Origin of the sequence: Bacillus cereus group sp. BfR-BA-01330 (assembly GCF_022663885.1) — a bacterium.
Taxonomy (GTDB): Bacteria; Bacillota; Bacilli; order Bacillales; family Bacillaceae_G; genus Bacillus_A; species Bacillus_A cereus.
Window position 1 is genome coordinate 109,450 of record NZ_JAKUGK010000007.1, and the last position, 23,872, is coordinate 133,321.

A 23,872-nucleotide genomic window follows, 5' to 3' on the forward strand; every position below is an offset into this window, starting at 1 on the left:
ATATAGAAAAGAAGCTGATCTAAAAATAGATCAGCTTCTTTTTATAAGATTAAACTAAGTTTAATACAGTTACTTTTTCACGTGTCATAGACTCAAGGCTCTTACGAATACCTTGTGCGCCCATACCTGAACCTTTTACACCGATGAATGGGAAGTGATCAGGGCCGCGCTCTGTACGTCCGTTAATTTGAACAGAACCAGTTTCGATTTTGTTAGCAATTGCAAATGCTTTGTTAATGTCTTTTGTGAAGACACTTGCTTGTAAGCCAAACTCTGATTTGTTAGCAATTTCAATTGCTTGCTCGTCTGAAGAAACACGGATGATTGGAAGGATTGGGCCAAATGGCTCTTCCCAAGCAACTTTCATTTCTTCTGTTACGTGGTCGATTAATGTTGGGTAAATTAAGTTACGCTCACGTTTGTTACCGATAACGATTGTAGCACCTTTTTCAACAGCATCGTCAACTAAGCCTTGAACGAAGTCAGCAGATTTGTCGTCGATTAATGGAACGATTGTGCTGTCTTGTTCTGGAGATCCAACTGATAGTTCAGCTACTTGCGCTTTTAATAAGCTAACAAGCTCGTCGGCTACGTTTTCGTGTACAAGTACACGTTTAATAGCTGTACAACGTTGACCAGAGTAAGAGAATGCACCGCTTACGATATGGTTTGCAGCATCTTGTAAGTCAGCATCTTCACGAACGATACCAGGATCTTTACCACCAAGTTCTAATACAAGTGGAATCATTGAAGCTTTTTTCGCTAAATGTTTACCTGTGTTTGTACCACCTGTGAACGATACCATATTGATGCCTTCGTGTTCTACTAAGTAGTCACCAATTACAGAACCGCGTCCTGTAGCTACGTTTACAAGACCTTTTGGAAGGCCAGCTTTGTGAAGTGCTTCAACCATTTTAATACCACTAATTGCACCTTGAGTTGCTGGTTTGAAAATAACAGCGTTACCCATAATTAATGCTGGTGCAAGTTTTGCAGCAGATAAGTTTACTGGGTAGTTAAATGGTGCGATTGCTAATACAACACCAAGTGGTGCGCGTTGGATGATCGCAAGTTTCGATTTCGTTCCGCCAGGGAAGCTATCGCCCATCATGCTTTCTCCGTGCATATGTAAAGCTTCTTCGATCGTGTAACGAATGAAGTCAGCTGTACGAACAACTTCTTTCTTCGCATCTTTATAGCCTTTACCGACTTCTTTCATAATGATATCGGCAATTTCATCCTGCATATTTACGAGCTCATCAGCCCATTTATATAAGTATTTTGCGCGATCTTGTAGGGAAGCTTCAGCCCATGATTTTTGAGCTTCTTTTGCAGATGCAATTGCTTCATCTACTTCTCCGCGAGTAATTGCTTGTACTTGTCCAATTACTTCGTGTAAGTATGGAGATGGAATTTCGATTGTTTCTCCTGAAGAGCTTTCTCTCCATTCTCCGTTTAAATAAAATTTGTACGTATTGCTAGTTGTCATGATTAGTCCTCCTAAAATAGCAACTTGTAAGAGTGAGTATAAGGTGATTGTAGGGGGTTTGATAACATTTTTCAAATGAAATGTTTGTGAAAACGATTTCTTATTCTTTTTTTATTTTGTATGCCCTTTCTTACAGAACATTCCCTTATTTCAAAATGGTGTATCATATATTTTTATTTAAAGTGTAAAAAAATAATTGACAGAATACTCAATAAAGTTGTAAGATTATAAATGGAAAATAAATGAAAGGGGTGTGCGTAATGATTGTAATCGTAAATGTAATGGGCTTAGCTCTGTTAAATGGCAGAAAACATTCATATCATTACGCAACCCGTACGGATATATAGGGCATCTTTGTCTTATAAGAAGCGTACGTTGCGTATATCGTAACGTACGCTTTTTATGCATTCCTGTGCATATCGTCAAGCGGCGGTATGCTTTTTTTTGTTTATTTTCCCTTGTTTAGTTCCGATAAAAAACTTTGGAAGGTGGAAAAATGTGATGAGATTGTATGGGTTACGAAATGTAAATGTGATAGGTCTGGATAGTGGATAAAGAAATGAGAGGTAAACGAGAACGAGAAGGGAGAGGTTACATTGTTATCAGTATTACTAAAGCTAAAGTGGTTTTTTAGGGAGCACTGGAAGAGATATAGTATTGCCATTGGAGCTCTTTTAATTGTGAATATAGTTGAAGTGATTCCCCCGAAAGTGTTAGGGGTTACGATAGATAACATAAAAACAGGAACGTTATCGAACGAAGCTATTATACAGTCTATTCTTATTTTAATAGGGGTTACGATCGTTGGATATGGCCTCACTTTCGTATGGCAACATCAATTGTTTGGCGGTGCATTCGTACTTGAGAAAACGATGCGCTCTAAATTTATGGGGCATTTACTTAAGATGACGCCGACTTTTTATCAAAAAAATCGTACTGGTGATTTAATGGCGAGAGCGACAAATGATTTGAAAGCAATCGCTATGACAGCTGGTTTTGGTATATTAACGCTTGTGGATTCTAGTTTATATATGCTTACGATTGTCTTTATGATGGGGTTTACAATTAGTTGGGAGCTTACATTTGCAGCGCTTATTCCGCTTCCAATTATGGCGTATGCGATGAATATATATGGAAAGAAATTGCATGAAAGATTTACAGTTGCGCAAGATGCGTTTGGTGATATGAACGATAAAGTGCTTGAATCAATCGCTGGTGTTCGCGTTATTCGTGCATACGTACAAGAGAATGCAGACGAGGAAAGATTTCATCATCTAGGAGATGACGTCTACGAAAAAAATATGAAGGTAGCAAAGATTGATGCATTATTCCAACCAACTGTGAAAATGCTTGTCGGTCTTAGTTATTTAATCGGCTTAGTGTACGGTGCATACCTTGTGTTCCAGTCAAAGGTGACCCTTGGTGAACTCGTTTCTTTTAACGTGTATTTAGGGATGATGATTTGGCCGATGTTTGCAATTGGTGAATTAATTAATGTTATGCAAAGAGGAAATGCTTCGCTTGACCGTGTGAATGAAACGTTAGCGTATGAGCCAGATGTAAAGAATCCGAAACATCCAAAGCTTGTGCAAGAGCCGGATTATATTCAGTTTGATGATGTGTCTTTCTCATATCCTTCATCAACTGAAGAAAATTTAAAAAAGGTTTCTTTCACATTAAAGCAAGGAGAAACGCTAGGGGTTGTCGGAAAAACAGGAAGCGGGAAAACGACGCTTGTACGTCAGCTTCTTCGCCAATATCCGCTTGGAGATGGAGATATTGCAGTTTCTGATGTGACATTAGATAAAATGACGAATGAAAATGTACTCGGCTGGATTGGTTATGTACCGCAGGAGCATATTTTGTTCTCAAAAACAGCGCGAGAAAATATTTTATTCGGAAATAGGGAAGCGACTGAAGAAGAATTAGAGAAAGCAATTGAAATTGCTGCGTTTAAAAAGGATTTAGAGTTTTTACCAGAAGGGTTAGAAACGCTCGTTGGAGAGAAAGGTGTTTCTTTATCAGGAGGGCAAAAACAAAGGATCTCGATTGCACGAGCTGTTATTCAAAATCCAGAAATTTTAATTTTGGATGATTCTTTATCAGCTGTAGATGCTCGTACGGAAGCAGCGATCATTGAAAATATAAGAACGGAAAGAAGCGGAAAGACGACGATTATTACGACGCATCGTTTATCTGCAGTGCAACATGCGGATTGGATTCTCGTTATGGATGAAGGTGCAGTTATAGAAGAAGGTACGCATGATCAGCTTATCCAAAAGGGAGGCTGGTATGCTGAGCAGTTTGAAAGACAACAAGGTGAAAGTGAAAGTGCGGATAGTGGGGTGAAAATATGAGTGTTTCAAAACGGTTGTTTCAATACGCGATGAAAGTGAAGGGGACGATTTTTGCTGCGATGTTAATGTTATTTATTTTCGTCATCGCAGAGCTTGCTGGTCCTTTCGTCGCTAAAACGATGATTGACGATCATATCGTCGGGATAGAGAAACCTTGGTATGAAACAGAACAGAGTGAAGATGCTGTTTCGTATAATGGGGCTTTTTATAAGCGAAGTGATCGCTTTGAACAAGGCGAGAAAAAAGGAAAAGAAGTACGCGTAATGCAAGTCGGTTTTCAATATTATTTTGTACCGAATAAAGTAAATGCGGAAGGGTCACGGACTGTAAAAAGGGATATGATTACCGTTCAAAATGGTAAGGCGGTGCAAGTGTATAAAGCGAAAGCATTAACGAAAGAAGAAGTGTTTGCATTTTATAAACCAGAAATAAACCGTCTATTATTACTTGGTGGTGGCTATTTCGCTTTATTAGTAGTCGTGTCATTATTTGCATACGGAAAGCAGTTCTTCTTGCAGAAGGCAGCGAACAAAATTATTCAAATTATGAGGGAAGATGTTTTTTCTCATATTCAAACGTTGCCAATTCGGTACTTTGATCATTTACCGGCGGGGAAAATTGTTTCGCGTGTGACGAATGATACAGAGGCCATTCGTGATTTATATGTAACGGTGCTGGCAACATTCGTTTCTAGTATCATCTATATTATTGGGATATTCGCTGCGTTATTTTTATTAGATGTGAAGCTCGCTTCATTATGTTTATTAATTATCCCAATTTTAATTGTTTGGGCGATTCTTTATAGAAAATATGCGTCTGTATACAATCATAAAATGCGCTCTCGCTTATCTGATATTAACGGAACAGTGAATGAATCCATTCAAGGGATGCCAATTATTCAAGCGTTCCGTCAAGAGCGTGAAACGAAAAAAGAATTTGAAGAATTAAATGGCGATTATTTTAAGTATCAAAATAAAATTTTAAATTTAAATGCAGCAACTTCGCATAACTTAGTAGCCGTATTAAGAAATATCGCTTTCACAGGAGTAATTTGGTATTTCGGCGGTGCGTCATTAAGTGCTACAGGTATTATTTCACTTGGGGTACTGTATGCGTTCGTCGATTATTTAACACGATTATTCTCGCCAATTACGAATATGGTGAACCAGCTTGCAAACTTAGAGCAAGCGCGCGTTGCATCAGAACGTGTCTTTGAATTGTTAGAGGAAAAAGGGGAACCGGTAGAAGAAGAACGTATGCCTCGTTTAAAAGGAAATGTAAAATTTGATAATGTATCATTTTCTTATAATGGAAAAGATGAAGTGTTAAAAAATATTTCTTTTGAAGCGAAACAAGGCGAGACAGTGGCACTTGTCGGTCATACTGGATCAGGAAAAAGTTCTATCATGAATGTACTCTTTCAATTTTATGAGTTTGAAAAAGGAAAGCTTACGATTGATGGTCACGATGTAAAAGAGATGCCGAAACAAGCAACCCGTGAACATATGGGAATCGTACTGCAAGACCCGTTTCTTTTTAGCGGAACGGTCGCTTCCAATGTAAGCTTAGAAAACGAAAAAATTTCAAAAGAGCGTATCATAAAAGCATTGCATGATGTTGGTGCTGAAAGATTTGCAAACAATATAAATGAAGAAATTACAGAAAAGGGAAGTACGCTTTCCACTGGAGAACGTCAGCTTATTTCGTTTGCTAGGGCGCTTGCTTTTGATCCAGCTATCTTAATTTTAGATGAAGCAACATCTAGTATTGATACAGAAACAGAGGCGATGATTCAACAAGCGCTGGAAGTTGTGAAAAAAGGAAGAACGACGTTTATTATTGCTCACCGTCTTTCAACGATTAAAAGTGCGGATCAAATTATTGTGCTCGATAGAGGGACGATTTTGGAAAAAGGGTCTCATGATGAACTAATGAAAAAGCGTGGGCGTTATTATGATATGTATAAAACGCAAATGGAAGGCAATCAGAGTGCTTAATAGGTATGGAGGAGAACTTGTGATTTTCACAAGTTCTTTTTTATTGATGAACATGTCGACTCTTTAGCGAATTACGACAGTTAAATAAGAAGTATTGTTTTACCTTTTTCTTTATAAATGCTATATTAAAAAATGTTACTTATTTTTTGTATGTAGCGTTATTTTTCCCTTTTGTTTGATTATGAAGAAAAAGGATAAACTAAATAAGAACATTTTCATTGAAAAATTGTTCAAGATTGCATACAATCAATATAGTTTTTAAATTCCTATCAGAATACTTGGAGGATTACAATCATGAAGAAATTATTTTCAGTGCTTGCAGTAACTACATTAGCGATCGGGATTGTAGCCGGCTGCGGTAAAGAAGAGAAAAAAGATACAGCTAGTCAAGATGCGTTACAAAAGATTAAACAAAGCGGTGAACTTGTAATTGGTACAGAAGGTACATATCCACCATTTACGTTCCACGATTCAAGCAATAAATTAACTGGATTCGATGTTGAATTAGCAGAAGAAGTTGCAAAACGTTTAGGTGTAAAGCCTGTATTTAAAGAAACACAGTGGGATAGCTTACTTGCTGGTTTAGATGCAAAACGTTTCGATATGGTTGCAAACGAAGTTGGTATTCGTGAAGATCGTCAAAAGAAATACGATTTCTCTAAGCCATACGTTTCATCTTCAGCGGCATTAGTTATTGCAAAAGATAAAGATAAGCCTGCTACATTTGCTGATGTAAAAGGATTAAAAGGAGCACAATCTTTAACGAGTAACTATGCAGATATCGCTAAGAAAAATGGTGCGGAAATTATTGGTGTAGAAGGATTTAGCCAAGCAGCAGAATTATTAGCTTCAGGACGCGTTGATTTTACAATTAATGATAAGTTATCAGTATTAAATTATTTAGAAACGAAAAAAGATGCGAAAATTAAAATTGTAGATACTGAAAAAGAAGCTTCAGAAAGTGGATTCTTATTCCGTAAAGGTAGCGATAAGCTTGTACAAGAAGTAGATAAAGCGTTAGAAGATATGAAAAAAGACGGTACGTATGACAAAATAACGAAAAAATGGTTCGGTGAAAATGTATCTAAGTAGTGCATTGGTTTCAGATCGATTGTCTACTTGGATAGATATTATGCAGACTTCCTTCATGCCTATGCTGAAGGAAGCTGTTTTTACAACAATTCCATTAACGCTTATTACATTTATTATCGGGATTATACTGGCAACGTTAACAGCGCTCGCACGTATTTCTGGTAGTCGTATTTTACAATGGATTGCTCGTATCTATGTATCTATCATTCGCGGAACGCCACTTCTTGTACAATTATTTATTATTTTCTATGGTCTTCCAACTCTTAATATTGAAGTTGAGCCATATACAGCAGCAGTTGTTGGATTTTCATTAAATGTCGGTGCATATGCATCTGAAATTATTCGTGCTTCTATCCTTTCCATTCCGAAAGGGCAGTGGGAAGCAGCTTATACAATTGGGATGACATATCCACAAGCATTAAAACGTGTTATTTTACCACAAGCAACGCGCGTATCAATCCCGCCGCTTTCAAATACATTTATTAGCTTAGTGAAGGATACTTCATTAGCATCGTTAATTTTAGTAACAGAAATGTTCCGAAAAGCGCAGGAAATTGCGGCGATGAACTACGAGTTTTTAATTGTTTATTTTGAAGCAGGTCTTATTTACTGGGTTATTTGTTTCTTATTATCAATCGTACAACAGATGTTAGAAAAGCGTTCAGAACGCTATACATTAAAATAATCCTTTTACAAAAGGAGTTTTTGTTTTTATGATTTCAATTCAGCACTTACAAAAAAGTTTCGGAGATAATACCGTACTAAAGCATATAGATTTAACAGTTGAGAAGGGCGAGGTTGTTGTTATTATTGGGCCGTCTGGATCTGGTAAAACGACATTCTTACGTTGTCTCAATGTATTAGAAACGCCAAACGCTGGTAATATTCGTATCGGTAATAAAGAGCTTAACTTCTCTCAAAAAGTAACGAAGAAAGATATTGTTAATCTTCGTACGCAAACAGGTATGGTATTCCAGCACCATAATTTATTCCCGCATTTAACAGCACTTCAAAATGTAATGGAAGGGCTCGTTACAGTGAAAAAGATGGGGAAAGAAGAAGCGAAGAAAAAAGCAAACTATTTCCTTGAAAAAGTTGGTTTAGCAGATAAAGTGGATTTATATCCGTTCCAATTATCAGGCGGACAACAACAGCGCGTTGGAATTGCGCGCGCGCTTGCGATGGAGCCGGAAGTGTTACTATTTGATGAGCCGACGTCAGCGCTTGATCCTGAACTCGTTCAAGAAGTTCTGAAAGTAATGAAAGAACTTGCTAAAGAAGGCATGACGATGGTTATTGTAACGCACGAAATGCGTTTTGCACATCAAATTGCGAACCGTGTTATTTTCATGGATGGTGGTGTCGTTGTCGAACAAGGTACACCAGAAGAAGTATTTACAAATCCAAAAGAAGAACGCACGAAGAAGTTTTTACAAATGTTGCAATAAATTAAGGAAGGTCTCAAGGCATATGCCTTGAGACCTTTTTGCCATATATATTTATTTGTGGAATCCGCCAAGGCTTTGCTCAGCCATTGCAACTAGACGTTTTGTGATTTCTCCACCAACTGAACCGTTAGCGCGAGCCGTAGAATCTGCTCCTAATTGTACACCAAATTCTTGAGCGATTTCGTACTTCATTTGATCGATTGCAGCTGTTGCACCTGGTACTACTAATTGATTTGAAGAATTTTGGTTTGCCATAGGAATATATCCTCCTTAGAGTTATAAAAGTTTTTTTGGTTGGACTAGCTGGAGTTGAACCAGATTATCGCCCCGGTTGGCGCTAATCCATCGGTAATTAAGTTTGTACTCATAGTATGGATGTTACCTAGAAAGATATACAAAATAATAATTTGTAAATTTTGTCAAAAAAAACGTATTGATTTCGTAAATTATGAAATAAGAGTAATCGTTGTATTTTTAAGAAAACAGGCCAAACTAAGGGTGATATTAAATATAATTTTTTCATTGTAGCTTGCTACTTGTAGGCTAATTATTAGCTTCTTATTTATGATTTATTGAAATAAAAATGAAATCGGTAGCAACTTCATAGTTCTATTTTTAAGTAGGGATGGAGTGGGCGCTCCTATGTCTGGATAGGTTGCTCTCTTCACTCTAAAAAAGAGAGGCTTATAAACGATAACGTATGGAGGAATCATGATGGGAATTTGCCCGCTTTGCAACGCATTAGAATCACAAACATATTCTTGTCAAAATTGCCAAAGTATACTCCAAGATTATGGGAAGTCTGTAGATTACATAGACGATTATAGTGCCTATATGGATCAAGAATTATTAAGTGCAGTAGATGGTTTAACGCATAATAATTCAAATGAATATTGCAATCATATTTTTTATTGCAGAGTATGTAACGTGGAAACTGAGGTTGTAGTAAAACTTGTGTAAATAGAAAACTTCCACCTTATTATCTAGGTGGAAGTTTTTGTTTTTGTATTTGTGAGTGAATCATAGGAGAAGGGATATGTTCGGTGTTTGATGAAGCCCCTGATTTTATTTGAGACATTTTTTCTTTTGTATCACGTAAAGAATGTTCAGTTAAGTAGACGGCATATTCGTAAAATAATTGGCGCGTCAGTTCACTTTGCTCTTTTAATTTTTTATCTTGGAATACAGTTCGCCCAGGTTTAGAGTTGGCTTCAAAGAGCCACGGATTTTCCTTTGTGTCTAAACCGATATCAAAACCGATTTCTCCAATATTTCCAGTTACTTGTTCATCGAGCGCGTAACTTATTTGTAAGGCAGTATGTTTTAATTTATTTTCAATTTGAACTTGTTTCGTTGAATCTGGAAAAAGCTCTTGTAATAATTTTGTATCACCGCCACTATTTACGTGCGTTGTTAAACTGCCTTTGCCGGCGATTTTGGCGACGATTGCACTAACTATCCAATTACCGAAATGGTTTTTATTTGTATGAATGCGGAAATCAACAGGTTGCCCATCGAAGCGAAGTAACGAAATACCTTGCTGTACGATAAACTTTTTTAAATCATGTCCTTTTAATACGTGGTTTAGAAGCGTTTCTAATGATTGATACTTTCTCAGTTTATTTTCTTCATTTTCGCGATAACGACAGTAGTAGCAATTCTCTGTTTGAGAATAAAATATTTGATGAATATTTCTACCAAAGCTCCCGTGTATTGGTTTCATGTACACGGATTTATATGTGCCAAGAAACCGTTCTACTTGTTCAAAATGCTGAAATGCTTCTGTATTTGGTAATAAGGGTTTAATTGATTCGTCTTTCGTAAGAAGTTGATGAACTTCCCATTTATTGAAAAAACCTGGGTTAAACCATGGAATGCAGTAGTCATGTTCTAACTTTCTTTTTGCTCTGACGATTGGTTTATAATTTTCCGCTTGTCGATTCGGTAATCGATCGTAAATGACATTTGGTAAAGGGACTTTTTTCTTTACCCATTGTTTCTCTTGAAAGAAATATCCTTCAATCGTTTCTTCTTCCCAGTTTATATGTTGAACGCCAAAGACGAATACGAACGGTCGTAATGAGAATGGTGGTGTTAACAACTCACTGAGAGCAATTGAACGATTTCCTAAAGGGGTAGAAGAATCATCGTTAAAGCCAGTTGTAAAAATGCCAATCAATGGTCCGAAAATAATTGTTTGGTTTTGTGTAAATGCATGAATAGTAGTGGATTGAGGCAGTAAAAGTTTTTCGGCAATATGCTTTCCGATAATAATTTCGCGAGTAAAGGAATAATGAATTTTCACCTCTTTACTTGCAATGTGACGTATACCGAAGGATAGGGATGTAATAGGTGGTGTAATAGAAAAAACGTAAGGTAAAGTAATGCTATTTGGATGTTCATCTGAAATGTTTAATGTATATATATGTTCTTTCAAAATAGGTTTACCTCCTTTCATTATGGTGTAAAGCGACTGAATTTAAGTGGTCCGTGAAATATCTTTTCGGCTAATGAATCACTATGACGAATGTATTGTTCGTAAGGAGGAATCGTGTTGACATACATAAGCCAAATTGCGCCTTTTTGATCCATAATTGTGGAAAGTTCTAGTTCGAATAATGAAGAATAAGACTGATCTAGTGTTTGGAATACTTCATTTATAATGTCGTGTAAAGCGTCTTGCAATAGTTGCACACCTGTACTAGATAGTACGTATTTAATTTTTGAAAATGAATGCAATGAATCATCGTCTGTTGCTGAGGGTAAAAGTTGATTAGGAAATGAACTTTTTTGTATAAATTGACCGATAATATTCCAAGTTTGTTCTTTGTTTTTTTGCAAAATGGTTCGAATGTGGAGTGGGTATGTTAATTGATTTGGTGGTTGTAGCATGGTATGCACTATGTAGCGTGATGAACGTATGTTAGATTTACACCAAGATATAAATTCATCTGTCCGCTTGATTGGAAGAGAAGTATGGTATTTTTCATTTACTGTATCGATATGAAACGTTTTATTTTTGTAAGCGACTCGATATAAGTTGTCTTTAGAATGTATATTAGTGGGGCGTATAATAATATCTTTAGTTTTTAACAACAGTTTGAAAATGTTTTGTATCGTTGCCACTTCAAATTTGGGTATATAAGGAGACAGTTTTTTATTAGTAAGAAATAAATCATGTAGTTCACTTAAGTTAATAAGTGTGTTATTTAAAAAGGTAGTGGAAGGACGGTTGTGCAAAGAGTGAATAATTGATTTTGCTTTTTCAAAGTCTGTTTCCTCGTGAAAAGAATAACGATCATATATATAAGAAGGAATAGGGAATGTTTGCTCTTTCCATTTTCCTGTATCTGTATCGTAAATAAGACCAGAAACAAGGTCTGTTTTAGAATCAATACAAAATGGCGTAAACTGGGCAACGACATTATGATAAAGCCGAGCGCGTTTAGCGATTTCGGTGTAATACGTTTGCTCATAATGAAGTTTAGAAGTTAAAAGGCCGAGAACCAACGAAATCACTCCTTTACTACTATTTGCATAATAGGCGAAGCTATATATTGCAAATACGTTTTTATACCATTATACTTTTGTCCGTATGATGATATGCTATAGTTTTGGAGAAGTGAAAGGTTGATTGTAATGAATATATGGTTAAATATGTTAACGACGACAGGACTCGGAGCAATTATTGGGGGATACACGAATCATTTAGCGATAAAAATGTTATTTCGTCCTCATCGTCCTATTTATATCGGAAAGTTTCAAGTTCCATTTACACCAGGGTTAATTCCGAAGCGTCGTGATGAACTTGCTGTTCAATTAGGAAAAATGGTTGTAGAACATTTGTTAACACCAGAAGGAATTGGAAAAAAGCTAACAAATGAAGAGTTTCAAAAAGGTTTAATTCACTGGGCGCAAGTGGAAGTGGATAAAGTAATTACGAATGAACAATCACTGCGACATATGTTAGAAAAATGGAATGTAGCGCATGTAGAAGAAGAAGCGACTCGAAAAATCGAATATGTGATTACAGAAAAAATTCATGCATTTTTAGCAGAGTATTATACATATACATGGGAACAGGCTTTACCTCATTCTGTACATGAAAAGATAGAGAATGCGATTCCGAATGCCTCGGCGTTTATTTTAGAGCGAGGAATTAGCTTTTTTGAAAGTGAAGAAGGGAAAGCGCGTCTTTCAAAAATGATTGATGATTTCTTTGCTTCTCGTGGAACGCTACTTAACTTAGTCGGAATGTTTTTAGGAAATGTAAGTGTTGTGGATCGTGTGCAGCCAGAAGTTATTAAGTTTTTAGGGCAAGATGCTACAAAGCAGCTTTTAACTGACGTACTACAAAAAGAGTGGGAAAAGTTAAAAGGAAGAGATGTAAAAGAATTGGAAGCATTTGTAGAGAAAGAAATGATTGTAAGCTCCGTGCTGTCAGCAGTTAGAGTAGAGGAAACAGTGAGTAAGTTTTTAAATCAATCTGTTCAGCAAGTATGTGAACCAGTTCGAGAAACAATTATTGAAAAAGTGGTTCCAAGTGCAGTAGCGAAAGGCTTAAAGTGGGGAACAGAAAATGTAGAGAGTATACTAAATAATCTACACCTTGCGGAAATTGTCCAGCAAGAAGTGTCTACATTCTCAACAGAAAGATTAGAAGACTTAGTTCTGTCTATTACGAAAAATGAATTGAAAATGATTACGTATTTAGGAGCGTTATTAGGCGGAATGATCGGGCTCGTACAAGGATTGTTACTATTGTTTCTTAGATAATAAGGTGAGTACATAGAAATAAAAGTGAAATTTCTTCACATCTCTTGCATAGTTTGATATGGTAAGAAGAGGTGCGTATGTAAATGCACGTAAAAGGCAGTGCGAGTGAAAAGCGCTAGCCTTCTAAAGGAGGAAAAATAAAATGACAAAGAACATTCATGATGTTGCATATGAATTACAAAAAGCAATCGCTGAAAACGAAGACTTCAAAACTTTAAAAGAGAGCTACGCAGCAGTTCAAGCTGACACAGCTTCAAAGAACTTATTCGATGAGTTCCGTACAATGCAACTTAGCCTACAACAAAAAATGATGCAAGGCCAAGAAATCACTGAAGAAGATAACCAACAAGCACAAGAAGTTGTAGCTCGCATTCAACAAGATGCTAAAATTACAAAATTAATGGAAACTGAGCAACGTCTAAACGTTGTAATCGGTGACGTTAACAAAATTATCATGAAGCCACTTGAAGAATTATATAGCGCGCAACAACAAGCGTAATAGTGGAAGACGCTCCTAGTTTAGGAGTGTCTTTTTTGTTTAGGGAATTTAATAGTTATACCACAAAAACTCCCTTTCAAAATAGCCATTTCTTATTGGTTATTTTGAAAGGGATATGTAACATATCTGTTAATTTTTTTTATTGCTGTTAATTGAAGTTTTAATATTTTTTTCGTTCAAAAACGTTTCAATCTCTTTTTGTTTCCTCCCATTTATTTTCTCAAGGCGTTTTGTAAAAGAAAAATTGGCTTTGAATAAGTTACCATCTTGGGTGAGTTTGTCTAATTCTTGATCTAGCTCTACGAAAATATCCGTAGATGATGACATAAATGCATAGATTTCTTTTGAAGGTTTTTTATAATCAGTAGGTAAATTATTATTACTAATAAACTCATGGAAATTCATATCGTTTTGTTTCGCTAAATCAATTAGTTTTTGTAATTTTTCTCGGTCAGATTCCGTGAAATTCTTATCAGAATTTGTTGAAGCGAGAGGGATAATATTTTCAGATAACTCCCAACTATAATCTATATAATTTTTTATATTTTGTTTCATTTCGTCTTCACTAATAGTTTCGTTTTTCTTTGAGGAACTAAATATATTTTCTGGAACTTTAATAGCAACATCTTTAATAGATTGTACATCGTTTTCTTCCTTAGGTTGTACACTGTTTGAACAAGCTGATAGAAATAAAAGAGTAAGTAGCATGAGTGAATATAAAGTATATTTCTTCATTTTAATCTCCTTTTACATTCATTAGTGTCTTTGTAAAATAGCAATATTCCATTTCAAATACTTTACTAAAAGTGCATATAGATGTTTTACCATTTGATAAGATATGACGGATATGAGTAAACCGACGCAAAAAGCTATAAATACATTATAAACATCGGAATAACTGATTTGATGAAACCCTTTAAAGAATCCTAATCCTATTAATAAGATAGGTGAAATAATTAATAATGGTGTAGCAATGATAAGTGCTAGAAGAAGCGGTAATAGAAAGAGTAATACGAAAAAGGCGATAATGATAAATATAAAGTTTAAAAGACTTAAGCTCATAACAGAAAACAGTGCTGTCATAATGTTTTTTAGGCTGCGCCTATTGTCAGCGTTGCTTATTGCATATGAAACGTTAAGTTCTTTAGCGATAGTTTTAGGGTTTCCTAGTTTTTTAGAAATTTTCTCTTCAGATATTCCATCTTGTTTACCACTAATAAAATGAGTTTCGTACTCCGAGATAATATCCTCCTTTTCTAAATTAGGCATATTCCGTAGGGAAGAACTAAGTTGCTCTAAAAATTCACTTTTGTTCATAACAATCACTTTCCTTTATAAAATGATAAATTACAGCTGAGAATCCTATCTTTTTTCTAAACAGCACACACAATCTATATTTACTTTTTGAAAGGCGATATACTAATCGTAAATAACATTCCAAATAATGGTTATTCCATTATTTACAAATATATCACTTGCTATTATTCTTTGCAAGGTACTATAAATTTGTTAATAATGTGAATAGGTGGAAGTATTTTTGTACATTTTTAGAAGAGATATAAAAATGTTATTTTAAGATAAACAAAAGGTTGTAAGCGCATTCTTTAAATCTTGTCAAAATAATATCGAATTCATATTGTTGGAAAAATAATGCATTTGTAATATAATGATAAATGATACTTCACCACATTAATTAACTAGGTGAAGTTAAAATCTTTATTACACAAATTATGAAACAAAGGAATGATTAGTTTGAGTACAGGTGTAAAAGTAAACGACGTGAAGACAAAAACAAAAGGAGCAGATCTTGTTGTTGATTGTTTAATTAAACAAGGTGTTACACATGTTTTCGGTATTCCAGGAGCAAAGATTGACTCTGTATTTGATGTATTGCAAGAAAGAGGACCAGAGTTAATCGTTTGTCGTCATGAACAAAATGCAGCATTTATGGCAGCTGCTATTGGTAGATTAACAGGGAAACCGGGCGTATGTCTTGTAACTTCAGGACCAGGGACATCAAATTTAGCGACAGGTCTTGTTACTGCGAATGCGGAGAGTGATCCCGTTGTTGCTTTAGCTGGTGCAGTACCGCGTACGGATCGATTAAAACGTACGCATCAATCTATGGATAATGCTGCACTATTCGAACCAATCACAAAATATAGCGTAGAAGTAGAGCATCCTGATAATGTGCCAGAAGCACTTAGTAATGCATTTCGAAGTGCGACTTCCACAAATCCGGGAGCTACTTTAGTAAGTCTTCCGCAAGACGTTATGACTGCGGAAACAACTGTAGAGTCTATCGGTGCGCTTTCTAAGCCACAGCTTGGAATCGCTCCCACAAATGATATTACATATGTAGTAGAAAAAATCAAATCAGCGAAATTACCAGTTATTTTACTCGGTATGAGAGCGAGCACAAATGAAGTGACGAAAGCTGTTCGTAAATTAATTGCGGATACAGAACTTCCTGTCGTTGAAACATATCAAGCAGCTGGTGCGATTTCACGTGAGTTAGAAGATCATTTCTTTGGCCGCGTTGGATTATTCCGTAACCAACCAGGTGATATTTTACTAGAAGAAGCAGACCTTGTTATTTCTATCGGTTATGATCCAATCGAGTATGATCCAAAGTTCTGGAATAAACTTGGCGACAGAACGATTATTCATCTTGACGACCATCAAGCAGATATCGACCATGATTACCAGCCAGAGCGTGAATTAATTGGTGATATTGCTTTAACGGTAAATAGCATCGCGGAGAAATTACCGAAACTTGTATTAAGTACGAAATCAGAAGCGGTATTAGAACGATTACGCGCAAAATTATCAGAACAAGCAGAAGTTCCAAATCGTCCTGCAGAAGGTGTTACGCATCCACTTCAAGTGATTCGTACACTTCGTTCTTTAATTAGTGACGATACAACTGTTACATGTGATATCGGTTCCCATTCTATTTGGATGGCGAGATGTTTCCGTTCTTATGAACCACGTAGATTATTATTTAGTAACGGCATGCAAACGTTAGGTGTTGCACTTCCTTGGGCAATCGCAGCTACTTTAGTAGAACCAGGTAAAAAAGTAGTTTCCGTATCAGGTGACGGTGGTTTCTTATTCTCAGCGATGGAGTTAGAAACGGCGGTACGTTTAAATTCTCCAATCGTCCATCTTGTTTGGAGAGACGGCACATATGATATGGTTGCATTCCAACAAATGATGAAATACGGCAGAACATCAGCTACAGAGTTTGGCGATGTTGATCTTGTGAAATATGCGGAAAGTTTCGGGGCGTTAGGTCTTCGTGTTAACACGCCTGATGAATTAGAAGGTGTGTTAAAATCCGCGCTAGCAGCAGATGGTCCTGTCATTATTGATATTCCAATTGACTATCGTGACAACATTAAATTAAGCGAAAAATTATTACCAAACCAATTAAACTAATGGAGGCAGATTTGAGATGACTGTTGCGCAATTAATTGATATTGATGCAAAAAGAACGAAAACGAGTAATGAAGTATATCAAACATCTACAATGCTTGCGCTATTAGATGGTATATATGATGGTGTGATTAGCTTTGAAGATTTGAAAAAACATGGTGATTTCGGCATCGGCACATTTGATCAATTAGATGGTGAAATGATTGCATTTGATAATGAATTTTATCATTTACGTTCAGACGGTTCAGCGGAAAAAGTAGAGCCAGAAGAAACAACGCCATTTGCGACTGTAACGTTTTTTGAAAAAGAAATGAGTTATACGGTAGAGCGTCCGATGAATCGTGAAGAAGTTGAAGCGTTATTATATGAATTAATGCCAAGTAAAAACTTGTTTTACGGTATTCGAATGGACGGTACGTTCCGTGAAGTAAGGACGAGAACTGTTCCAAGACAAGAAAAACCGTATACACCGCTCGTTGAAGTGACGAAATCACAACCAATCTTTTCATTTGAAAATACAGAAGGTACGCTTGCTGGATTTTGGACACCAGATTATGCGCAAGGTATTGGGGTAGCTGGATTCCACTTACATTACATTGATGATGAAAGAAGCGGGGGCGGACATGTTTTCGACTATGTTATAGAAAACTGTACCATCCAAATTTGTCAAAAAGCTCATATGCATTTAGCACTTCCAGAAACAGCTGATTTTATGGCGGCTGAATTATCAAGAGAAAATTTAGAGGATAATATTGCAACTGCGGAAGGTGCAGAGTAAGAGGGAAAGACTGTTCCATTTTGGAACAGTCTTCTTTTATTCGTAATGTTATTATTTGTCGATAAATCGATATTTCTTGTCGAACCGTTGATATATTGTAAGTTACGATAGATATATTTGAAAAATTGTTGATATCGCTTATTTTTTTGAAACAAACGGATGTCCCTCATAATAAAAACGCCACGGATAGTGTACAGCTTCTTCTGCATAGTCGATATTAATACGAGGTCCTGCTGTTATTTTATATTGTGATGATATGTGTTCTTCTTTTGGAACTAATTCAATATGTAACGTATCACTTTGTAACGATACACCGCGTTCTTTTAAAGTGATGCCAAGTGCACGGCATAGTTTGCCAGGACCGTTCGTTAAATTTTTGTACTGCGCTTTTGTAATTTCGGTCTTATTGTAGCGCGCTAGTTTTATTTCTTCTATTCCATCTACCGGCTCAAGAGCTCGAATGAGAACACCTTGTGGGGTGCCCACTGGCGCTGTAATAACGTTAAAGCAATGATACATACCGTAAATTAAATATACGTAAGCATGCCCTGGTGCACCAAACATAACTTCTGTGCGATCTGTCCGTCTGCCTCCGTAACTATGTGCGGCCTTATCATCCGGGCCTTTATATGCTTCTACTTCTACAATGATTCCGCTTCGCTTTATTCCGTCTACAATATGAACAAGTTTTTGCCCGAGTAATTTTTTTGCGACTTCTAACGTATCGCCTTCATAAAAAGAAGGAGGTGCCTGCATTGTACTATCTCCTTTGCTAAGTGTATATGTATATAGTAAACCAAATTTTCAGTAGTAATTCTAACTCGTTCTATTTGCTACATTTATTTCATAAATTATGGATAGAGTACAACAGCGAAGAGGGGGAGTGCGACATGATTTATCGCTTACTAGCTCTTAATATAGATGGGACACTACTATACAACAATGGAAAAATTGCAAAAGGATTAAGAGAAACAATTGAATTTGTGAAAAGAAAAGATGTATACGTTACGTTATTTACGAGTCGTAATTTTCAATCCGCTCATAAAGTAGCAAAGGCGTTAAAATTAGATTCTATATTAGTGACACATGGTGGTGCTTTCGTTTCAGCAACGTTAGATAAGCCGTACGTTCAAAGAAGATTGTCTGAAGAGAAGACTTTTAACATTGTGCAAGTGTTAGAGCACTTTGATTGTAACGTACGTATTTCTCATGAACGGTTTTCGATAGGAAATCGTGAGAGAAATACACCAAACTTAATTGCGCGCACTGTATTATCAAGCGCAGATCCGTTATTTTATCCAGTTCAATTTGTAGATTCGTTAGGTGACGCGCTTCGTGACCATCCGGTAGCGGCGCCAAAAATTGATGTTCTTTTCCAAACTAAAGGTGAAAAAGAACGCGGGCTAAATACATTAAGAAAAGCGTTCCAAGATGTAGAGTATGTTGAATGTGATTCAAAACGAATAGAAATTTTACCGCAAAATGTATCAAAGTTACGCGGGTTACAATTGCTTGGAGAGCATTTAAATATTTCGCTAAATGAAATGGTTGCGATTGGAGATAGTATGGAAGATTTAGAGGTTATTGAAAACGTGGGACTTGGGGTAGCGATGGGGAACTCGCCTGTAGAATTAAAGCAAGCAGCCGATTGGATTACACGTTCAAATAGTGAAAACGGTGTAGAGTACATGATTAAAGAGCATTTCCGTAAGCAGTTCCCGCTTCCGTTTTTGAAGAATCATAAAAATACACCGAAACGATGAAAGAAAAACGTAGCTTTTTGGCTACGTTTTTTGTTGAGCTTATTAAAATGAATGAAAACGTTTTAAAATGTGAATTGTGTATGAAATCTATACAATTCACTTGAATCCTTTAGAAAACTAATGTAAAGTGAAGGATGTTGTCAAAATAGTTACACCACATGAAATATTCTTCAGATTAATTTTATTGGGCTCCCATACGTAAAAGTATTTCCGCATGACAGTTTAGTTCACGTATTATTTCAAAAATGAATTGTAGTAATTTTATTAAGTAGTTGTAGCGTTCCTTTGTTGTATTTAAATGGATTATTTTAAGTTAATGTGAGTAAGACCTGGTACATATGAAATGTACTTCTTTTTGTGATTTTAGGAAGTTTAAAAGGGGGAATGAATTTCTTGAGGAAATCATTTAATCAAAAAATTAAAAAGTTAAGTAGTAGTTTAATAGTTGTATTACTAATATGTATGAATTTTTTAATCCATTTACCATTTAAAGCAGAGGCAGCTACAACAGAGTTAAAAGGTTTAGGTGATGTATCTTATTACAACGCCATCATTTTTGGAGATCATAGTGCAACGAGTGCTGATATTGAAGGTGCGATGGCTGTTCAGAAAAATATGAAAGCATCAAGTTATACAGTCGTAGCGGCTGCAACTGGAGCAAATAACTTAGCTGGAGCAACTTGGGTAGATGAAGGATATCCATCATTATTACTAGGCGGTCAATTTACGAAAGCGGGAGCAGGACAGGTAATTATTCAAGATGGAACAGTGGCGATGACAAAAGACGGTGACCCAGATGGCGCGATGAAAACATCATATGACCGTATCTCTTATAAAGAGCAAGCGGAGATTGATGCTAAGTTTAAAGAATTTAGAAAAGACGTTGATGGTGTAATTGGGGATGCAAGTAAACTACACACTGATAAGCCAAAACCTAATATGAGTTTTGGAATCGGTGAAGATGTAAATAACCCTAATATTTATGTCTCTTCAGGCCAAACGGGAAAGAAAGCATTTGATGTAAAAGACGTTTTTCTTCCGAATGTAGAGAATAAAGACTTTATTGTTATTTATTCAGATGCAGAAGAAGTGAGTTTTGGTGGCGGTGCAATTTTGTATGATACAAGAAATACTGGGATGGCGACGGATTTAATTAATACATCTCAAGCATACGACCCTAATTCATCTTTTACTGAGTTAGCTAGTAAGGTAATTTGGGTATTTCCTAATGCTACAAAGATAACAACTAAAGGTTATGGTGTAGTAGGTAGTGTGTTTGCACCTAATGCAGTTGTAGAAACAAAAGGTGGTTCTATTAATGGACAAGCCTATGTTGGAGGATTACACCAAAGAGATGGTTTTGAGGTTCATAACTTTAAATTTAACTGGCCAAAATGGAATAAACCAGCAGCTGAAAAAGGACATTTACAAATTAAAAAAGTTGATGAAAACGATGAAAATATTGTTTTAAAAGACGCAAAATTTGATGTTGTAGACAAAGATAATAACGTTGTGGCTACTGTTACAACAAACGAAAAGGGTATTGCGGAAGTTAAAGATTTACCACTTGGTGACTATTTTGTAAAAGAAATAAATGCACCAGAAGGATATATAAAAGTTGATACACCAGTCAAAGTAACAATTGATAATACAAACGTAATTGAACTTGTTATGAAGAATACGAAAAAAGTAGAGAATGGCCAATTTAAATTATTGAAAAAAGATAGTGAATCCGGTCAACTTCTGCCAGGTGCAAAATTTGATGTTATCGATAAAGATGGGAAAGTTGTGGAAACAATTGTTACAGATGATAAAGGTGAAGCCTTATCGAAACGACTTCCAGTTGGAAGCTATACATTAAAAGAAGTAGAAGCACCGAAAGGGTATGAATTATCATCTAGTTCAGTTTCTGTTGATGTAGAGGCTAATAAAGTATTGACTGTAGATGTGGTGAATAAAAAGATTCCCGAAAAAGTAACAGGTCAATTTGAAATTGTGAAAGTAGATGCGGAAGATAAAACGAAGGTATTATCAGATGCAGAATTCGAAGTGTATAAAGAGGGTAAAAAAGTAGATACGTTACGAACAGATAAAACTGGTAAAGTAGTTTCTCAGAAATTAGAACCAGGAAAGTACACATTAAAAGAAACGAAAGCACCACAAGGATATAAATTGCTAAAAGAAGAAATTGAAGTCGTTGTGGAAGCAAACAAAGTAGTAGAAGTACAAGTAGAAAACGCAAAAGAACTAGGAAGCTTACAAGTAACCAAAAAGGATGCAGAGAGTGGAAAAGTTCTAGCAGGTGCAGAATTTAAATTGAAAAATGAAGCTGGTCAAGTAGTTGGAGAAGCGAAAACAACGAATAAAGACGGTGTTGTGAAATTCGAAAACTTAGTGCCAGGAAAGTACACGTTAGAGGAAACGAAAGCGCCGGAAGGTTATAAAGCGCTAGAAGTGATAGTAGAAGTAAACGTTGTAGCGAACGAAGTAGTAAATCAAGAAGTTACGAATGAAAAAGTAACAGGTCAATTCGAAATTGTGAAAGTAGATGCGAATGATAAAACGAAATTGTTATCAGGTGCAGAATTCGAAGTGTATAAAGATGGTAAAAAGGTAGCGGAACTGAAAACAGATGAGAGTGGAAAAGTGATGTCACCGAAATTACCGCTAGGTGAATACACAGTGAAAGAAACGAAAGCACCAGCGGGCTACAAGCTTTCAAATAAAGAATGGAAAGTAACAATTCAAAACGAGAAAGAAGTAGTAAAAGTAGAGGCAGAAAACGAAAAAATCTTAGGTTCTCTACAAATTATTAAAATGGATGATAAAGATCAAACGAAACGCTTAGCAGGCGCAGAATTTACATTGAAAGATGCGAAAGGAAATGTTGTAAAAGAAGGAATTACAACAGATAAGTCTGGAACGGTTAAGGTAGACGGACTTGTGCCAGGTGAATATACGTTAGAAGAAACAAAAGCACCAGAAGGTTATGAGTTAACAAAACAAATAATTCATGTAACAGTTGACGGTGAAAAAGTTATTGATGTAAAAGTAACGAACGGTAAGAGCCTTGGGCAATTCGAAATCGTAAAAGTAGATGCTCAAGATAAAACGAAAGTATTATCAGATGCAGAATTCGAAGTGTATAAGGATGGTAAAAAAGTAGATACGTTACGAACAGATAAAACTGGTAAAGTAATTTCTCAGAAATTAGAGCCAGGAACATACAAATTAAAAGAAACGAAAGCACCACAAGGATATAAGTTGTTAAAAGAAGAAATTGAAGTCGTTGTGGAAGCAGACAAAGTAGTAGAAGTACAAATAGAAAACGCAAAAGAACTAGGAAGCTTACAAGTAATCAAAAAGGATGCAGAGAGTGGAAAAGTTCTAGCAGGTGCGGAATTTAAATTAAAGAACGAAGCTGGTCAAGTAGTTGGAGAAGCGAAAACAACGAATAAAGACGGCGTTGTGAAATTCGAAAGCTTAGTGCCAGGAAGGTATACGTTAGAAGAAACGAAAGCGCCGGAAGGTTATAAGGCGTTAGAAGTAACAGTAGAAGTAAATGTTGTAGCGAACGAAGTAGTAAAACAAGAAGTTATGAATGAAAAAGTAAAAGAAGAAATTACAGGTCAATTAGAAATTACAAAGGTAGATGCTAATAATACAAATAAAACATTAGCAGGCGCAGTGTTTGAAATTTGGAAAGACGGAATAAAAATCGACACATTAACAACAAATAAGAGCGGTAAAGCGACTTCTAAGAAGTTAGAACCAGGAGATTACACTTTAAAAGAAATCCAAGCGCCAGAAGGATATACTTTATCCGATAAGGAAATGAAATTTACGATTTCTAATGAAAAAATTGAAGTTGTAAAGCTTCAAATTACAAATAAAAAAGATACAGATAAAGATCCGGAAAAACCAGGTGAAGGAACAGGAAAACCAGGTGAAGGAACAGGAAAACCAGGTGAAGGAACAGGAAAACCAGGTGAAGGAACAGGAAAACCAGGTGAAGGAACAGGAAAGCCGGGTGAAGGAACAGAAAAGCCAGGTGAAGGAACAGAAAAGCCAGGTGAGGGAGTAGAAAAACCTAATTTACCAGAACAAGGACAAGGTTCTTCTAATAATCAACAACTCCCAGCTACAGGACACAATACGAATTACGTTCCATTCATCGGTTTTATGCTTCTGTTACTAGGAATACGTTTAAGATTCATGGCTAAAAATAGTTAACG

Annotated in this window: 19 protein-coding genes; 12 read left to right on the forward strand and 7 right to left on the reverse strand. The window is 36.1% G+C overall.

Going from position 1 to position 23,872, the window contains the following annotated elements; all coding sequences use genetic code 11:
* Positions 1-49: 49 nt before the first annotated feature.
* Positions 50-1,489 carry an NADP-dependent glyceraldehyde-3-phosphate dehydrogenase gene (gene gapN / locus MR112_RS20260; protein ID WP_000213634.1) on the reverse strand — a complete coding sequence of 480 codons (1,440 nt, stop codon included), beginning with the start codon at positions 1,487-1,489 and terminating at the stop codon, positions 50-52.
* A gap of 596 nt (positions 1,490-2,085) precedes the next feature.
* On the opposite strand from gapN, the gene MR112_RS20265 reads away from it, so the two are divergent.
* The 5 genes from MR112_RS20265 to MR112_RS20285 all read left to right on the forward strand — a co-directional run bounded on the left by MR112_RS20265 (position 2,086) and on the right by MR112_RS20285 (position 8,383).
* On the forward strand, positions 2,086-3,846 hold the full coding sequence (locus MR112_RS20265) for an ABC transporter ATP-binding protein (protein ID WP_000953783.1): 1,761 nt from the start codon (positions 2,086-2,088) through the stop codon (positions 3,844-3,846).
* Positions 3,843-5,843, forward strand: coding sequence for an ABC transporter ATP-binding protein (locus tag MR112_RS20270; protein ID WP_074554200.1), 2,001 nt, complete (start codon positions 3,843-3,845; stop codon positions 5,841-5,843). Before MR112_RS20265 ends, MR112_RS20270 begins: the two co-directional genes overlap by 4 nt.
* Before the next feature lie 294 nt (positions 5,844-6,137).
* Complete coding sequence (locus MR112_RS20275; protein ID WP_000732843.1) at positions 6,138-6,935, forward strand: amino acid ABC transporter substrate-binding protein; 798 nt, start codon at positions 6,138-6,140, stop codon at positions 6,933-6,935.
* Positions 6,922-7,620: an amino acid ABC transporter permease gene (locus MR112_RS20280; RefSeq protein ID WP_000281499.1), complete on the forward strand. Its 699-nt coding sequence runs from the start codon at positions 6,922-6,924 to the stop codon at positions 7,618-7,620. Before MR112_RS20275 ends, MR112_RS20280 begins: the two co-directional genes overlap by 14 nt.
* A 28-nt stretch (positions 7,621-7,648) precedes the next feature.
* Positions 7,649-8,383: an amino acid ABC transporter ATP-binding protein gene (locus MR112_RS20285; protein ID WP_000623610.1), complete on the forward strand. Its 735-nt coding sequence runs from the start codon at positions 7,649-7,651 to the stop codon at positions 8,381-8,383.
* Positions 8,384-8,434: 51 nt separating this feature from the next.
* Here MR112_RS20285 and sasP read toward each other — a convergent pair whose 3' ends face one another.
* Complete coding sequence (gene sasP / locus MR112_RS20290) at positions 8,435-8,638, reverse strand: small acid-soluble spore protein, SasP family (protein WP_000013338.1); 204 nt, start codon at positions 8,636-8,638, stop codon at positions 8,435-8,437.
* 459 nt (positions 8,639-9,097) lie between these two features.
* On the opposite strand from sasP, the gene MR112_RS20295 reads away from it, so the two are divergent.
* Positions 9,098-9,343, forward strand: a complete 246-nt coding sequence (locus MR112_RS20295; RefSeq protein WP_000510476.1) for a hypothetical protein — start codon at positions 9,098-9,100, stop codon at positions 9,341-9,343.
* Positions 9,344-9,362: 19 nt separating this feature from the next.
* Here MR112_RS20295 and MR112_RS20300 read toward each other — a convergent pair whose 3' ends face one another.
* On the reverse strand, positions 9,363-10,820 hold the full coding sequence (locus tag MR112_RS20300) for a YheC/YheD family endospore coat-associated protein (RefSeq protein ID WP_074554198.1): 1,458 nt from the start codon (positions 10,818-10,820) through the stop codon (positions 9,363-9,365).
* Between the two features lie 20 nt (positions 10,821-10,840).
* Positions 10,841-11,893 (reverse strand): YheC/YheD family endospore coat-associated protein, encoded by a 1,053-nt coding sequence (locus MR112_RS20305; protein ID WP_000242827.1) that lies wholly within the window; start codon positions 11,891-11,893, stop codon positions 10,841-10,843.
* A gap of 129 nt (positions 11,894-12,022) precedes the next feature.
* On the opposite strand from MR112_RS20305, the gene MR112_RS20310 reads away from it, so the two are divergent.
* Positions 12,023-13,159, forward strand: coding sequence for a DUF445 domain-containing protein (locus MR112_RS20310; protein WP_242245241.1), 1,137 nt, complete (start codon positions 12,023-12,025; stop codon positions 13,157-13,159).
* A 142-nt stretch (positions 13,160-13,301) separates the two neighbouring features.
* Entirely contained in the window at positions 13,302-13,658 is a 357-nt protein-coding gene (locus tag MR112_RS20315; protein ID WP_000164614.1) for a YlbF/YmcA family competence regulator, read from the forward strand.
* Positions 13,659-13,787: 129 nt separating this feature from the next.
* Here MR112_RS20315 and MR112_RS20320 read toward each other — a convergent pair whose 3' ends face one another.
* Together MR112_RS20320 and MR112_RS20325 are read right to left on the reverse strand one after the other, a co-directional pair.
* A complete protein-coding gene (locus tag MR112_RS20320) occupies positions 13,788-14,393 on the reverse strand; it encodes an NDxxF motif lipoprotein (protein WP_074554193.1) in 606 nt (201 codons plus the stop codon).
* A 21-nt stretch (positions 14,394-14,414) separates the two neighbouring features.
* Complete coding sequence (locus tag MR112_RS20325) at positions 14,415-14,975, reverse strand: HAAS signaling domain-containing protein (RefSeq protein ID WP_074554191.1); 561 nt, start codon at positions 14,973-14,975, stop codon at positions 14,415-14,417.
* A gap of 435 nt (positions 14,976-15,410) precedes the next feature.
* Here MR112_RS20325 and alsS point away from each other — a divergent pair, with 435 nt between their 5' ends.
* Together alsS and alsD are read left to right on the forward strand one after the other, a co-directional pair.
* The gene (gene alsS, locus MR112_RS20330; protein WP_074554189.1) at positions 15,411-17,099 is read left to right on the forward strand and encodes an acetolactate synthase AlsS; all 1,689 of its coding nucleotides are present in this window, start codon (positions 15,411-15,413) and stop codon (positions 17,097-17,099) included.
* A 16-nt stretch (positions 17,100-17,115) separates the two neighbouring features.
* Positions 17,116-17,874, forward strand: coding sequence for an alpha-acetolactate decarboxylase (alsD, locus tag MR112_RS20335; RefSeq protein ID WP_074554187.1), 759 nt, complete (start codon positions 17,116-17,118; stop codon positions 17,872-17,874).
* 138 nt (positions 17,875-18,012) lie between these two features.
* On the opposite strand, the gene MR112_RS20340 is transcribed toward alsD, so the two are convergent.
* Positions 18,013-18,630 (reverse strand): DNA-3-methyladenine glycosylase, encoded by a 618-nt coding sequence (locus tag MR112_RS20340; RefSeq protein WP_001148797.1) that lies wholly within the window; start codon positions 18,628-18,630, stop codon positions 18,013-18,015.
* A 134-nt stretch (positions 18,631-18,764) separates the two neighbouring features.
* On the opposite strand from MR112_RS20340, the gene MR112_RS20345 reads away from it, so the two are divergent.
* Both MR112_RS20345 and MR112_RS20350 read left to right on the forward strand, forming a co-directional pair.
* Complete coding sequence (locus tag MR112_RS20345) at positions 18,765-19,637, forward strand: Cof-type HAD-IIB family hydrolase (RefSeq protein ID WP_000640431.1); 873 nt, start codon at positions 18,765-18,767, stop codon at positions 19,635-19,637.
* 393 nt (positions 19,638-20,030) lie between these two features.
* On the forward strand, positions 20,031-23,870 hold the full coding sequence (locus MR112_RS20350; protein ID WP_242245242.1) for an MSCRAMM family protein: 3,840 nt from the start codon (positions 20,031-20,033) through the stop codon (positions 23,868-23,870).
* Positions 23,871-23,872 lie beyond the last annotated feature (2 nt).